This window comes from Erwinia sp. JUb26 (assembly GCF_003751505.1).
Taxonomy (GTDB): Bacteria; Pseudomonadota; Gammaproteobacteria; order Enterobacterales; family Enterobacteriaceae; genus Erwinia.
The window spans coordinates 244,350-258,648 of record NZ_RJVB01000001.1; the positions used below are offsets into that span (position 1 = coordinate 244,350).

Sequence of the window (14,299 nt, forward strand, 5' to 3'; positions counted from 1 at the left end):
GATTCACTCCTTCACCTGACGAACGACATCAATCACCGAACCGTCGCGATAGCGCACTACGGCAATCGTCCGGTCGGTAAAGGCAATCGGCTGCGGTTTTCCGGTCAGCAGTTCGGCCCGCTCGCGCAGCCATTCAATTGCCACCACTTTCATGCCGGCCTCTTGCAGTCGGTCCGCCAGCTCGGGGCGCGCCGGGTTAACGGCAATACCGTGATCGGTAACCAAAATGTCGATGCTGGAGCCCGGCGTCACACAGGTGGTGACTTTATTCACCAGGGTTGGGATGCGGCCGCGAACCAGCGGGGCGACGATAATTGACAGCGCGGCGGCCACCGCCGTATCGCAGTGGCCGCCGGACGCGCCGCGCAGCACGCCATCGGAGCCGGTCAGTACGTTGACGTTAAAGCTGGTATCCACCTCCAGCGCGCTGAGGATCACCACATCGAGGCGATCGACCGAGGCGCCTTTTGAACGCCAGTTAGCGTACTGATTGGCGCTGATCTCGATATGGTTGGGGTTGCGCGCCAGCGATTCCGCCGCGTGGCGGTCGAAGCTCTGCACGTCGAGCAGCTTACCGATCAGTCCCTTTTCGTGCAGATCCACCATAGCGGCGGTAATACCGCCGAGAGCAAAGGCGGCGTGAACATCGCGGCGGCGCATACTGTCCTCCAGGAAACGGCTCACCGCCAGCGAGGCCCCGCCGGTGCCGGTTTGCAGCGAAAATCCTTCCTTAAAGTAGCCGGAGTTAACTACCACTTCGGCGGCGCTGCGGGCGATCAGCAGCTCGCGGGGATTGGTGGTCATGCGGGTGGTATCCGCACCGATTTTGTCGGCGTCGCCCACCTGTGGGACCTGAACAATTAGATCTATCCGATCCTGCGCCAGGCTGGCCGGCGCATGCGGGTAGCTGACAATCTCCTCGGTCAGCAGCACCACCTTATGGGCATATTGCGCATCGACTTTGGCATAGCCCAGCGAGCCGCAGCAGGCGCGGCCGATGCGGCCACTGGCGTTGCCCGCCGGGTCGCAGGCGGGCACGCCGAGGAAAGCGACATCGATAGTCAGTTCGCCACGGTCAAGCAGCTCGACGCGGCCGCCGTGCGAATGGATCTGAACCGGTTCGGCAAGCAGCCCGCGCGAAATCGCTTCCGCCAGCGGACCGCGCAGGCCTGAGGTGTAAATACGGCTGACCACGTTATTGCGGATGTGGTCGATCAGCGGCGCGTGGCAGTCGTTTAGCGAACTGGAAGCCAGCGTCAGGTTTTTAAATCCCAGACGGGCAATCGCCTCCATCACCGCGTTCAGCGTCAGGTCACCGCCGCGAAAGGCGTGGTGGAAGGAGACGGTCATGCCGTCTCTCAATCCCGAGCGGCGAATGGCCTCTTCGAGGGTGGCGCAGATCTTGCCGTCGCGCGGCTTTTGCGCCTGCTGATTCAGCTTGGAAACGGATTGATATACCGGGTAGCCATACGCGGGCTGTCGACGTTCGCGCATGTGTTCATCGGATTGATACTGAGTCATAGTCTGTCCTTATTCATCACGCAGCCCGGAAAGCGCCGCGCGGGAAAGTACCAGCCGGGCGCGTTCAATCACCGGGCTGTCCACCATTTTTCCGTTGAGTGACACCACGCCGCGCCCTTCAAGGGCGGCGGTTTCGGCGGCGTCGACAATCTGCTGAGCCTGGGTAAAGGCTTTACGTGTGGGGGCGAAGAGGTTGTGCAGCAGATCGATCTGGCGCGGGTTAATCAGCGATTTACCGTCGAAACCCAGCTGGTGAATGTGTGCTGCTTCGTGCAGGAAGCCGGCATCGTTATTGGCGTCGGAATAGACGGTATCGAACGCCTGAATGCCCGCCGAGCGTGCCGCCTGTAGAATGGAACAGCGGGCGAACAGCAGTTCGACGCCTTCCGGCGAACGCTCGGTGCGCAGATCGCGCACGTAGTCCTCCGCCCCCAGCGCGATACCGATTAAGCGCGGTGACGCGTGGGCAATCGCCACCGCCTGGGTAATCCCCTGCGCGGATTCGATCGCCGCCAGCAGGCCAGTGCTGCCGGGTTCACGACCGCACTGTTTTTCGATACGGCTGATTTCGGTCTCGATATCGATGACGTCCTGCGCGGTGTCCGTTTTCGGCAGGCGCACGATATCCGCACCGCCGCGCACCACGGCTTGCAGATCGTCCAGGCCGAAGGCTGAGTCCAGGGCATTAACGCGAACAATGGTTTCGACGTCCTGGTAAAGGGGATGCTGGAGCGCGTGATACACCAGGCGGCGCGCGGCGTCTTTCTCGCGCAGGATCACCGAGTCCTCAAGGTCAAACATCAGCGCGTCGGCGCGATAAATAAACGCGTTACTGACCATCGCGGCGTTGGCACCGGGTACAAACAGCATGCTGCGGCGGATGCGCGATCGGCGATCGGCGTTAAGCGACAGGGTCATTTTGCATTCTCCCAGGGCAGGGCGGTGAGGCCCGCAGCGCGGGCCAGCAGGGTTTCCAGCCGGGCGCGCAGGATGCAGTCCAGCGCGCCTTTATCGTCAACGATCAGCTGCACGCCCCGCACGTCGTAGTGGCGCAGCGTCTGCAGAAGGGTGGCGCGGATCGCCTCGCCAAACTGCTTTTCAACGCTGCTGTTGATCTGCAGTTCGATATCCTGCCCGTCGGCAGGGGCGATGCGGATCATCACATCACCGGATTCCAGAGTGCCGGCAACGGCTGCATGGATTATTTTCATGTTTCACCTGTTACTGATTCAGAATGGGAGCGTTTGCCTGCGGCGAACATCTGCTGCAGGTAGTCAAAGGTGGTGGGGGGCACCAGATGCCTGATAAGGTCGGCCTGCTGTTTCACCAGCAGCTGGCGAACCCAGGAGGCGGAAATGGCTTTGCCCTGGTACTGCACGCGCTCAATTTCCACGAGCTCAACCGGCGGTGCATCCATCGTCGGATCGCTGAGGCAGCGGCGCATATCGCGGTTGTAGTTTGCGGTGACGGGGCAGAACGGCTCGCTGCCGACAAACCGGTGAGTAATTCCCAGCGCCGGAGCAATGTGCTGGCGAAAAATCTGCAGATCGATTTCGGTGTAGCAGCGATCGATCACGCCCTGTTCTTTGATGAAGTAACAGGGGAAGGTGGCGCGGGAGATCAGGTATTCCGAGCCGCGATGCACCGTCAGGCCCGGAATGTCTACGGTTCCGGCACGCACCAGCGCCAGACGATCTTCATACGGGAAGCGTGAAGTATCCTCCTTGACCAGAAACACGTGCAGCCAGTCGCACCGGGCGGCGGCCTGCTGGATCAGATAGCGGTGGCCGAGGGTAAACGGATTGGCATTCATCACAATGCAGCCCGTCCTGCTGCCGCCGCGCCGCAGGGTGGTCAGGAAGCTGGCGTAGCGCTCCAGGCGGGTTGCGTCGTTCTCCATCAGCACCATGATGCCGGGAACGCGGGCGAGGGGATAAAAGCCGCACTGCCCGAACAGCGTTTCGTTTTCACTTTTTGTGTAAAGAAATAAATGCGTGCACTGCCTTTCATAGGCCAGATGGATTAATTCCGTCGCCAGCGTGAGTGCCAGGCCTTCCCCGCGGGCGGACTCGCTGATGGCGACGCATTTAATAATGTTTCCGGCAATACCGCCGCAGGCAATCAGCTGCTCATCGCGAGTGACGGTAATAAACACCTCTACCGACGTATCGATGTTCAAATCGTTGTGGCGCAGAAACTGAATAATGGCGGCCATCTTCCTGTTTTCGGCGCGTTTCACCTGGGAAAATACACATTGAGATAACATATCTGGCGTTTTTCCACCTCTTCACGTTTCCGTATGGGCAACGTAGAGGATGATAATTTTCTTCAAATCAATAACATTCATGGCACGAATGCGGACGTTAACTGACTAATTCGGCGATATTACGTGCATGCAGTACGATATTTTTTGATTTGATTCATAAACTGCGATCTGATTTAAAAGAGCTTAATGGTTTTTATTTGCTTAATTAATTTTGTGACGGATACTGGCAGGGTTATATTTTACTTAATGCAGTGAATTTAAATTTTATCGACAATAATGGATATGATGTTGCGGAACAGGGAAGTGAAAAGGGTCAATAAAATGAATAAAAACTGTTTGCGCCTGTTTGAATGTCGAATGTTTCCTCTGCGATTTTTCCTGTTTCTATTACTGATCTCCGTTCTGCTCATTGCCGCTCTGGGCCACTATTTCTCGACCCGATTTGAGGATTACCTGAACCACCAGGTGTGCGATATGGCGATGAATCAGGCGCGGATTATCGCCTCCAACGACAGCGTGGTGGCCGCGGTAGAAGCGCGGGATACCGCTCAGTTGGGAGCGATTGTGCGCCGTCTGGCGCGCGGTTCGGACTTCGACTACCTGGTGATCGGCGACCGCCGCTCAATCCGCCTCTATCACCCGAATCCAGCCAAAATTGGCTATCCGATGCAGTGGACTAAACCCGGCGCGCTGGAGAAGGGCGAAAGCTACTTTATCAGCGGAGAAGGGTCGATTGGCGTGGCGCTGCGGGCGAAAACCCCGGTGTTTGACCGCCACGGCCAGGTGGTTGGTGTAGTCTCGCTCGGCTATCTCTCCAGCAAAATTGAGGGCTGGCGGCGGGACTTTATTCTGCCGGTCGCCGGTGCTTTTGCGGCGATGCTTTTCCTGCTGCTGATGCTGTGGTGGCTGTTTGCCGCCTACCTTAAGCGCCGGATGCGCGGTATGGAACAGTATGTTGACGGCCTGCGAACCCAGCGCCACGAGCAGCTTAACTGGATGTCGACGATCAACGGCCTGCTGCAGATGAAGGAGTACGATCGGGTACTGGAGATGGTGCACGGCGAATCCGACCTGCAGCAGGCGCAGATCGATTGGCTAATGGCGTCCTTTGCCGATCGTCAGCTGGTCGGGCTGCTGTTTGGCAAGATGCAGCGGGCACGGGAGCTGGGCTTAACGCTGGCGGTCGCCGACGGCAGCCAGCTGCGGCAGCTGCCGACGGGGCTGAACAGCGCTGAATTTGCCTCCATCGTTGGCAATCTGCTGGATAATGCCTTTGAAGCCAGCCGGGACTGTGCGCCGGAGCATCGCTCGGTTGAACTGTATCTGAGTGACGAAGGAACCGAGGTGCTGATCGAAGTGGCCGATCGGGGCTGCGGTATCGCCGTAGACCGGCGAGAAGCGATCTTCAACCGGGGAGTCAGCAGCAAAACGAATCAGGACGAGGAGCACGGTATCGGTCTTTATCTGATCGCCGGCTACGTGGCACGCTGCGGCGGGGTGATTACGCTGGAAGATAACCCGCCCTGTGGCTCGCTGTTTTCTATTTATTTACCGAAAGTGAAACCGACGTATGGCACAACCTCTGAGCATTTTGATCGTTGAAGATGAAACCGCGCTGGCCGAAATGCACGCCGAATTTCTTCGCCAGCGCTGCAGCTACGGGCAGGTGTGGCTGGCAGGAAATTTAGCCCAGGCGCGCGTGATGATTGCGCGCTTCAGGCCGTCGCTGATCCTGCTGGACAACTTTTTGCCGGATGGTAACGGCATCACGCTGCTGCATGAGCTGACCGCCGCGCACAGCCCGTGCGGCGTGGTCTTCACCACCGCCGCCAGCGATATGGACACGGTTGCGGAAGCCGTCCGCTGCGGCGTTTTTGACTATCTGATTAAGCCGATTTCCTGGTCACGGCTGGAGCAGACGCTGGATCGCTATCAGCAACGGTTAACGATGCTGGCTAACCCGGAAAGCGCCAGCCAGCGCCAGATTGACGAGATGTTTAACGCCTATGCGCGCGATGCAGGGGACGTGCCGCTCCCGGCGGGGATCGATGCCCTGACCCTGGCGAAGGTCAGCGATCTGTTTATCGATTGCGCCGCGCGCCATACCGCCGAAACGGTGGCCCAGGCGCTGAAGCTGAGCCGGACCACCGCCCGGCGCTATCTGGAGTTCGCCGCCGGGCAGCAGCGGATCCGCGCCGACATTGTTTACGGCAAAGTCGGGCGCCCGCAGCGCATCTACCGGTCCTCATCGCCGGATTAACGCCGATAAAATTCTTTTCGCCTGTCACCGTTTCATCACCCGCCTGTCATATGAGCGTCATCGTGCTCGCCCTTAATAAGCGCACAACGACGAATGCGCTTAACCACAACGGTAAATGACAATGGCACAGGCACAGTTAAAAATTGCCCCACAGCATCAGGATGTTCCCCATCCGGCCAGCCACGCCAGAGTGTTGGCGGTTAATGGTTTGGGTAAATCCTACGGCTCACAGGCACGCGTGCTGGACGACATTAACTTCGACCTGCACGCCGGGGAATTGGTGGCGGTGATTGGCCGCTCCGGTGCGGGGAAATCCACGCTGCTGCACGTGCTGAACGGCACGATACCGGCCAGCGAGGGTGAGATCCGCCACTTCGCCGACGACGGTAAACAGCAGAATATCGTTGAGCTGAACGCCCGACAGATGCGCCAGTGGCGCAGTGAATGCGGCATGATTTTCCAGGACTTTTGCCTGGTGCCGCGTCTGGACGTGCTGACCAATGTCCTGCTGGGGCGTCTGAGCCAGACCTCGACGCTGAAATCCCTGTTCAAAATCTTCCCGGATGAGGATCGCGCCCGCGCTATCGGCCTGCTGGAGTGGCTGAATATGCTGCCGCAGGCGTTACAGCGCGCCGAGAACCTCTCCGGTGGACAGATGCAGCGCGTGGCGATCTGCCGTGCGCTGATGCAAAACCCGAAAATTCTGCTCGCCGACGAACCGGTGGCCTCGCTCGATCCGAAAAACACCCGCCGCATTATGGACGTTCTGCGCCAGGTGAGTGAAAACGGTATCAGCGTGATGGTCAACCTGCACTCGGTGGAACTGGTGAAAGAGTACTGCACGCGCGCTATTGGCATTGCCAAAGGGCGCATTGTTTTTGACGGACATCCGTCGCAGCTGACCGACAGCCTTCTTCATACCCTGTATGGCGAAGAGATGTCGCAGCTTAACTAACACTTTTTGGGAAACGGACACAGCAATGAAAAAATACCTACTCGCAGCGGTAATCAGCAGTGTTATGGCCGCCAACGCCTTCGCTTCAGACGCGCCAAAAGAACTGAACCTGGGCATTCTCGGCGGCCAGAACGCCACCCAGCAGATCGGTGATAACCAGTGCGTGAAAGACTTCTTCGATAAAGAGCTGAGCGTTGATACCAAACTGCGTAACTCCTCAGACTACTCTGGCGTGATCCAGGGTCTGCTGGGCGGTAAAGTGGATATGGTACTGAGCATGTCGCCGTCTTCTTATGCGTCCGTGTACATCGCCGATCCCCAGGCGGTTGACGTGGTCGGCATCGTGGTGGACGACGCGGATAAATCCCGCGGCTACCATTCTGTGGTGGTGGTGAAAGCCGACAGCCCGTACAAAAAGCTGTCCGACCTGAAAGGTAAATCCTTCGGCATGGCCGACCCGGATTCCACTTCCGGCTTCCTGATCCCGAACCAGAGCTTCAAGAAAGAGTTTGGCGGCAGCGTGGATGACAAATACAACGGCTTCTTCTCCAGCGTAACCTTCTCCGGCGGTCACGAGCAGGATGTGCTGGGCGTGCTGAACGGTCAGTTTGAAGGCGCGGTGACCTGGGCTTCAATGATCGGTGACTACAATACCGGTTACACCAGCGGCGCATTCACCCGTATGATCCGTGCCGGTCAGCCTGACCTGATGAAAAAAATCCGCATTATCTGGGAATCGCCGCTGATCCCTAACGGCCCGATCCTGGTCAGCAACAAGCTGCCTGCGGACTTCAAAGCCAAACTGATTACCGCCATCAAAAAGCTGGATACCGAGCAGCACAGCTGCTTCGTCAAGGCCGTCGGTGGCGCACAGCATATCGGCCCGGCCACGGTGAAAGATTACCAGGCGATTATCGATATGAAACGTGAACTGACCTCCAAGCGTTCTTAATCCGCCGCTTTCTCCCCGTTTGTAAGGGCCGGACTTCCGGCCCTTAATTCAGGTGTCCGCATGACAAATCCCGATTTTGAGCGTTACTACCAGCAGATCCGCGGCAGGCAAAAGCGCGATACGCTGCTGTGGTCATTGTTGCTGCTGGGGCTGTATCTTGGCTCGGCCCATCTGGCTGAATTTAACCTGCACACCGTCTGGGTGTCGCTGCCGCACTTCTTTGACTACATTCGTGAAACGATACCGGCGCTGCGTTTTCATGCCCTGTTTGACGATGTGAAAACCGACGGCTCGCTGGCGTGGTGGGGCTATCGCCTGCATATCCAGCTGCCGCTGATCTGGGAAACGCTGCAGCTGGCGCTGGCGGCGACGGTGCTGTCGGTGATGGTAGCCGGCGTACTGGCTTTCCTCGCCGCTGGCAATACACAGACGCCGCGCGGCGTCAGTTTCGCTATCCGTACCGGGGTGGCTTTCTTACGCACCATGCCTGAACTGGCGTGGGCGGTGATGTTCGTGATGGCTTTTGGTATCGGGGTGATCCCCGGCTTCCTCGCCCTGGCGCTGCACACCATCGGCAGCCTGACCAAGCTGTTTTATGAAGCCATTGAAAGCGCCTCCGACAAGCCGGTGCGCGGCCTGGCGGCGGCGGGGGCTTCGTCGTTTCAGCGTATGCGCTTCGCGCTGTGGCCGCAGGTGAAGCCGGTGTTTCTCTCCTACGGCTTTATGCGCCTGGAAATCAACTTCCGCCAGTCGACGATCCTCGGGCTGGTGGGGGCGGGCGGCATCGGCCAGGAGCTGATGACCAATATCAAACTGGATCGCTACGATCAGGTCAGCATGACGCTGTTGCTGATTATCGTGGTGGTATCGCTGCTGGATACCTGCTCCGGCAGGATACGCAAGCGCGTGGTAGAGGGGAAAGCCGCATGATCGTATCCATCAACAGCGAACGGCAAAACAGCATCCGGCAGCAGCATAGCGCGCTGTTTGCCGTGCAGCGTCGCTATCTGACGAAGACCGGGATTATCGCCGGGGCCATTCTGCTCTACTACATTTTCTTCTTCACCAGCTTTGGCATCAGCTGGCAGCAGCTGACCATCGGCATGGGCCAGCTTGGGCACTACTTCCTGCGGATGTTTGTCTGGCACGATGTAGCCAACTGGCCGTTCGCCTACTATTTCGGCCAGATCGGTATCACTATCGGTATCGTCTTCGCCGGGACGCTGACCGCCACGCTGATCGCGCTGCCGCTGTCGTTCTTTGCCGCCCGCAACGTGATGAACACGCCGGTGCTGCGCCCGGTTTCGCTGATCGTCCGCAGACTGCTGGATCTGCTGCGCGGCATTGATATGGCGATCTGGGGGCTGATCTTCGTACGCGCCGTCGGCATGGGGCCGCTGGCCGGGGTGCTGGCGATTATCATGCAGGACATCGGGCTGCTGGGGAAACTGTATGCCGAAGGGCATGAGGCGGTGGAGCGTTCGCCGGGACGCGGGCTGAATGCGCTCGGTGCCACGGCGGTGCAGAAGCAGCGCTTCGGGATTTTCACCCAGTCCTTCCCGGCGTTCCTGGCGCTCAGCCTGTATCAGATTGAATCCAACACCCGTTCGGCGGCGGTGCTCGGCTTCGTCGGGGCCGGTGGCGTCGGGCTGGTGTATGCCGAAAACATGCGCCTGTGGAACTGGGACGTGGTGATGTTTATCACCCTGATCATGGTGGTGATCGTGATGACCATGGATTACCTCTCGGCGAAATTGCGCAAACGCTATATTCAGGGCCAGCCGGTGCCGCTGTTTGAGGTGAAAAAGTAACGAAGGCTCGTAGTTAAGCGTGAGAACAGGCAGGACCGCGACTGACGAGTTGAACTTCAGCCAGCTGTGATTAAGTCTGATGCGGACTTTGGCAATGAAAGCTAAAGTCCGCATGAATCAATGCTCCATGCTCAGATTTTGGCAGCTTACCTGTCAGCAATGACTAACATCAGACATCCGGGAAACGAAGTCACCGGATGAAACAATCTCGCCAGTGTGACGCGGAATATAAGCCTGCTGATTATCAGCCGGTTCAGCTCAGCTGGTCTGCAATCAGCCACCACTTCCGATTTAGCTCATAGTACCGGTCGCCCGGCTCCGGCGATTGTTCCCAGGGTTTATCAATAATGTAATGAATGTTTTTCACCCGCTGGTCATTCCACACGTGGGGGTGCTGGTGCGGCAGGGTTTTCAGCGCGTTATAAACCCACGGCAGCGGCTGCCAGCGGTCGCGATAAAACTGATTCAGGAAATCCTGCTCGGCGAAAAGATAGGTGGACAGGTCATCCAGCGCCGCCAGCCGCGCCATCATCTCCTCAAACACCGACTTATCCGGCGTCAGCAGCAGGAAGCCACCGTTCAGATAGTTATCCACCTTGTCGGGCTGCTCAACGTGCTCCTCTCCCTTGCACCAGCTGTAAAAACAGTTGTCGGGTGTCCAGTCGGCGGGATAGCTCTCAATGCGATTGGGGTTGCAGCGGCAGGCGTGGCAGGCCGCAATCGTCCCCGCCGCCAGCGGTAGCTCAAACAGCTCGTCCATATTCTGCGTGACCAGCATATCGGCATCAAGAAAGGCCAGCCGTTCGAATTCGGTCAGCGTCCAGGCCGCCAGCTTGGTCCACACCTCGGCAAAGCGCGCGTTGGCGTAGCGATTCTCCAGCGCCGGGTTCGGGCTGACGGGGGCCACTTCCCGCACCAGGCAGCCGTCTGCGTCGAGGGTGTCCCGCACTTCTTGCGTTATATTCCCGGTCACCATCACCACCAGCGGATAGCGACTGCCGCTGACCTGTAGCGATTTTGCCAGCGCGCGCACGCCGATCAGGTAGCCGGGCTGAGTTAGTAACGTGGTCCATGCCATCATGGCGATATCTCCTTAGCCCAACAGGCGTTCACTGAACGCGTTGCTGAATTTATGTTGCGGGTCCAGCGCCTCGCGCACTTCACGAAACGCGGCCATTTGCGGATACAGTGCGGACCAGTCGTACAGATCCGCATCGAAATATTTTCCCCAGTGCGGGCGGCCGCCTTCCTTCGCCAGCAGTTTTTCCACTTCGTGAAGGAAAGCCACGCCTTCCTCAGAGAGTGAACCGTCCTCGGCGTAATACACCACGAAGCCGAAGAAGCAGCTCTCCTGCTGCCAGGCCGGGCTGAGCCAGCTCTTCGACGCGCCGGTACAGCGCAGGATCACCGGGTAGTGCAGATGCGGTTGATTCTCGGCGTGCCAGCGCTTGATGCGCTCTATCACCGCGCCCGCACGGGCCAGTGGAATGGCGATCTCCACGTTGATCTGCGGCGTGGCGATGCCGCGACAAAACACCTGATACACGTCGCCGGTGACGTCTGAAAAATCCTTGAAACGGGTGACGGTGCGGAACGGCTTACCGTTTTCATCACGGATTTGCGTGTCGTTACGCATATGCGTCAGTGTCCGATCGATGGTCTGATTCATCGCATCGCTGGTTTCCTGCTGGATAAGCGGGTCGCCGTCATTATTCTGATACTCCTTGCGTTCTTCCTCGGTTGCTTCCCGGGCCGCCCAGACGTGAACCTGATTCTCATCGGGGAACCACCAGGCTTTGCTCAGCGCATAGCTGCGATTCCACTCCAGAAGATCGTCCGCCAGGCTGTCGCCGCTGACGGCATTTTTAAAGCAGGTATAAACCTCAGAAGGGCGGGTACGAAGCGTCACAGCGGTCACCACGCCCAGACAGCCAAGGCCAAGCTGTACCGCGTGGAACCACGGATGCTGGCGATCGAATTCTTCTATGCTGCCATCGGCCAGTACCATGCGGATGCGCAGCGCTTCGTCACCAATGGAACTTTGATACAGCCCCTGGCCGTGAGTGCCGGTAGCCAGCGCACCGGCCAGCGTCTGCGAGTCGATCACCCCGGGCGAGGCGGGCAGCATGCGGCCCATTGCCGTCAGCAGTTCATACACTTCATGCAGCGGCGTGCCGCCGGAGAACGTGGCGCTGTCCTGGTCGTGGGAGATCAGTCCCCGCAGCCGGGAAGTGTCAATCAACCGGTCTTCCGTGCAGCCGAGTGCCAGCATGCGGCCCGGCGACATCCGGCTGCCCATCACCCGCAGTTTACCCGATGTCGCGGCGATCAGTTCTGACAGTTGATGTTCATTTTCAGGCTGGAGGATCTGTTTTTTATCGGCCAGCGGTGCATTTTGCGCCCAGTTCCACAGGCGGGGTTCCTGTGCAGACAGCCGGGTATTGCGCGGCGGAAAGTCGGAAGGGTTACGCGTCATCGACAGCTCCAGTAAGGCTAAATCAAGAGAGTTGACTGTTAAGCGTAGACAAAAAACCCGTTATCAGGGGATAACGGGGGAGATATTTGTACAATTTTTATTTTTTGTACAGCTTAGCGGGTGGCGGGCTGCAGATAGCGCAGGGTGGCATCCACAACCAGCCTGCGGTTACGCTTAATGCTCTGGCTCTCAGACTCTTCGCTGCCGAACAGGCTGGTGAAGGTATAGCGGTTGGAGACATTGTGGAAGCAGATACTGCTGATTAAGCGGTGCACGTCCACCGTTGAGACGCCGCTGGCAAACTCTCCGCTCTCCTGGCCGCGTTTCAGCACGCCGTCCAGCACGCTCAGCGCGCTCTGATTCAGCGTGCGGATCGACTCTGCCTGGCTGATGTAGCGGCCGCGCATCAGGTTTTCACTGCAGATCAGCCGCATAAAATCAGGGTGGTTGATGTGATAATCAAAGCTGGCTTCGGCCAGGCAGGCCATCGCCTGCGAGGGTGACATCTCGGCGAGGTTCAGACCGGTTTCATGCTCGCGGATCTGCTGGTAAACCTGATGCAGCACCGCAATATAAAGCTGTTCTTTATTATTGAAGTGGTAAACCACCATGCGTTTGGTGGTGCCGGCGTTATCGGCAATTTGTTCCATGCGCGCGCCCTGCAGGCCGAATTCGGCAAAGGTGGTGAGGGCACTGGCAATAATGCGTTTTTTTAACCCTTCCGGATCGTTCTTACGTTTGGCGGGGGCAGACATAACCTGTAAATATCCATTATCTTTCCGTGGAAACCGCCCCCAGAGTAACGTCTGGCGGGGTGATTTACAAAGAGAGAAAGATTTGGATTTGGGGTCTGATGCGAACTTCGTATGAGTAGACAGATGTGAAGCCGCCACCGTTACCCGGAAAAAAAAGGGCGGTTCGGGTACGATCTATGAGCAGGACTTACAGCATCAGGTCAACTGCGAGTCCGGGTTACATTATAAATGTCGTCGTTTTCGCGTTTGCCTACGCCGATGACGGTGACTGTGACTGTGACTGTGACTGTGACAATGTCATCCTCGACACGATAAACAAGGCGGTATCCTGCGCCACTTAGCTTAATTTTATACTGGTCCTTACGCCCGTGTAACTGTGATGCAGGAACCCTGGGGTTTTGCAGACGCTCCCTGAGCTTCTTTTTGAACTGTTCCTGAATAGTGTGCCCTAATTTCTTCCACTCCTTCAAAGCGGATTCATTAAAGGCAAGTTTATAGGTCATCAATATCGACCTCGATAACCTTTTCACCGATTCGCTCATCGGCAATTCGGCCTAGTTCCTCATCTTCTAAAAGTTCCATCAACCGGGCATAGAGTGCAGGCGGCACGCAGTAGAATGCAGGCTCATTACGATTCAGAATGGCTATCGGAGCGCCATCCCCAGCGCGGAAAGTACCCATAGGATCGCGTTTAAGCTCGGTAATACTGGCGGCCGTGGTGGTCAGAACCTGAAATGCCATGATGTTATCTCCTCAAGTTGAGAGTCAATTATAGTTCATTTAAAGGTGCCTTTAAAAGTGCTTTTCCTGTAACCGTACAGGTATCCATGTTGAGCCTTGTGGCATGACTTGCAACGTGAAGCGGCAACAGGGTTGAGAGGAGATAAATTGAATATAATCAGATTGTTGAACCGTTTTTCGTTGGTGTGCAGTGAAGTGAAAGTTATCCCCTGCGTTTCTGAGTGTGCCTGTTTTACTCGGTTCCAGTCAGAATTGCGCTGGGGCTGATTTAGCGATGTGCATGATTAGGGGATGGGAAATCTGCGGAGGAGGGGGCATGTCTGCTTTGAGCGAGGAGCGAACGGGTTCACCAAGATAAAATTAATAATAAATTTTGTTTAATCGCCATCTTAGTCTTGCAAAAATTCATATCTCTTACTTGTTATTTTTAATATATCCGCCAGTTGAATCTTAGGTAATTAACTTCCCAGCAAAGGAAGTTGGTTTAGCATATTCTTCAGATTTATCGCATCCCAGGGAAAGTGTTCAGCAATACCTAACCCAACAATCTCTGAAACCGTAT

General features: G+C 57.2%; 15 protein-coding genes. 6 read left to right on the top strand and 9 right to left on the bottom strand.

Annotation, left to right across the window (positions count from 1 at the left end):
• Nucleotides 1-3: 3 nt before the first annotated feature.
• Genes citF through citC form a run of 4 tightly spaced genes read right to left on the bottom strand, consistent with a single transcriptional unit; the run spans nt 4 to nt 3,787 of the window.
• Nucleotides 4-1,521, bottom strand: coding sequence for a citrate lyase subunit alpha (gene citF, locus EC836_RS01120; RefSeq protein ID WP_123329304.1), 1,518 nt, complete (start codon nt 1,519-1,521; stop codon nt 4-6).
• Nucleotides 1,522-1,530: 9 nt separating this feature from the next.
• Nucleotides 1,531-2,439, bottom strand: a complete 909-nt coding sequence (locus tag EC836_RS01125; RefSeq protein ID WP_123329307.1) for an aldolase/citrate lyase family protein — start codon at nt 2,437-2,439, stop codon at nt 1,531-1,533.
• Nucleotides 2,436-2,732 carry a citrate lyase acyl carrier protein gene (gene citD, locus EC836_RS01130; RefSeq protein WP_123329309.1) on the bottom strand — a complete coding sequence of 99 codons (297 nt, stop codon included), beginning with the start codon at nt 2,730-2,732 and terminating at the stop codon, nt 2,436-2,438. The genes EC836_RS01125 and citD overlap by 4 nt, the downstream gene beginning before the upstream one ends.
• Nucleotides 2,729-3,787 (bottom strand): [citrate (pro-3S)-lyase] ligase, encoded by a 1,059-nt coding sequence (citC, locus tag EC836_RS01135; RefSeq protein WP_123329311.1) that lies wholly within the window; start codon nt 3,785-3,787, stop codon nt 2,729-2,731. Before citC ends, citD begins: the two co-directional genes overlap by 4 nt.
• A 321-nt stretch (nt 3,788-4,108) precedes the next feature.
• On the opposite strand from citC, the gene EC836_RS01140 reads away from it, so the two are divergent.
• The 6 genes from EC836_RS01140 (at nt 4,109) to phnE (EC836_RS01165) (ending at nt 9,765) form a co-directional block, all read left to right on the top strand.
• Nucleotides 4,109-5,389, top strand: a complete 1,281-nt coding sequence (locus tag EC836_RS01140) for an ATP-binding protein (RefSeq protein WP_123329313.1) — start codon at nt 4,109-4,111, stop codon at nt 5,387-5,389.
• A complete protein-coding gene (gene dpiA, locus EC836_RS01145; protein WP_123329315.1) occupies nt 5,358-6,047 on the top strand; it encodes a two-component response regulator DpiA in 690 nt (229 codons plus the stop codon). The genes EC836_RS01140 and dpiA overlap by 32 nt, the downstream gene beginning before the upstream one ends.
• 121 nt (nt 6,048-6,168) lie before the next feature.
• Nucleotides 6,169-7,002: a phosphonate ABC transporter ATP-binding protein gene (gene phnC / locus EC836_RS01150; RefSeq protein WP_123329317.1), complete on the top strand. Its 834-nt coding sequence runs from the start codon at nt 6,169-6,171 to the stop codon at nt 7,000-7,002.
• Between the two features lie 25 nt (nt 7,003-7,027).
• Nucleotides 7,028-7,954, top strand: coding sequence for a phosphonate ABC transporter substrate-binding protein (gene phnD, locus EC836_RS01155; protein ID WP_123329320.1), 927 nt, complete (start codon nt 7,028-7,030; stop codon nt 7,952-7,954).
• Nucleotides 7,955-8,014: 60 nt separating this feature from the next.
• Nucleotides 8,015-8,884, top strand: a complete 870-nt coding sequence (gene phnE, locus EC836_RS01160; protein WP_123329323.1) for a phosphonate ABC transporter, permease protein PhnE — start codon at nt 8,015-8,017, stop codon at nt 8,882-8,884.
• Nucleotides 8,881-9,765 (top strand): phosphonate ABC transporter, permease protein PhnE, encoded by an 885-nt coding sequence (phnE, locus tag EC836_RS01165; RefSeq protein WP_123329325.1) that lies wholly within the window; start codon nt 8,881-8,883, stop codon nt 9,763-9,765. Before phnE (EC836_RS01160) ends, phnE (EC836_RS01165) begins: the two co-directional genes overlap by 4 nt.
• Nucleotides 9,766-10,018: 253 nt before the next feature.
• On the opposite strand, the gene EC836_RS01170 is transcribed toward phnE (EC836_RS01165), so the two are convergent.
• The 5 genes from EC836_RS01170 to EC836_RS01190 all read right to left on the bottom strand — a co-directional run bounded on the left by EC836_RS01170 (nt 10,019) and on the right by EC836_RS01190 (nt 13,737).
• Entirely contained in the window at nt 10,019-10,846 is an 828-nt protein-coding gene (locus tag EC836_RS01170; RefSeq protein ID WP_123329327.1) for a glycosyltransferase family 8 protein, read from the bottom strand.
• A gap of 12 nt (nt 10,847-10,858) precedes the next feature.
• Nucleotides 10,859-12,241 (bottom strand): D-arabinono-1,4-lactone oxidase, encoded by a 1,383-nt coding sequence (locus EC836_RS01175; protein ID WP_123329329.1) that lies wholly within the window; start codon nt 12,239-12,241, stop codon nt 10,859-10,861.
• Nucleotides 12,242-12,354: 113 nt separating this feature from the next.
• Entirely contained in the window at nt 12,355-12,996 is a 642-nt protein-coding gene (locus EC836_RS01180) for a TetR family transcriptional regulator (protein WP_123329331.1), read from the bottom strand.
• 200 nt (nt 12,997-13,196) lie between these two features.
• Nucleotides 13,197-13,499 (bottom strand): type II toxin-antitoxin system RelE/ParE family toxin, encoded by a 303-nt coding sequence (locus tag EC836_RS01185; RefSeq protein WP_123329333.1) that lies wholly within the window; start codon nt 13,497-13,499, stop codon nt 13,197-13,199.
• On the bottom strand, nt 13,489-13,737 hold the full coding sequence (locus EC836_RS01190; RefSeq protein WP_123329335.1) for a type II toxin-antitoxin system Phd/YefM family antitoxin: 249 nt from the start codon (nt 13,735-13,737) through the stop codon (nt 13,489-13,491). The genes EC836_RS01185 and EC836_RS01190 overlap by 11 nt, the downstream gene beginning before the upstream one ends.
• Between the last annotated feature and the right edge of the window lie 562 nt (nt 13,738-14,299).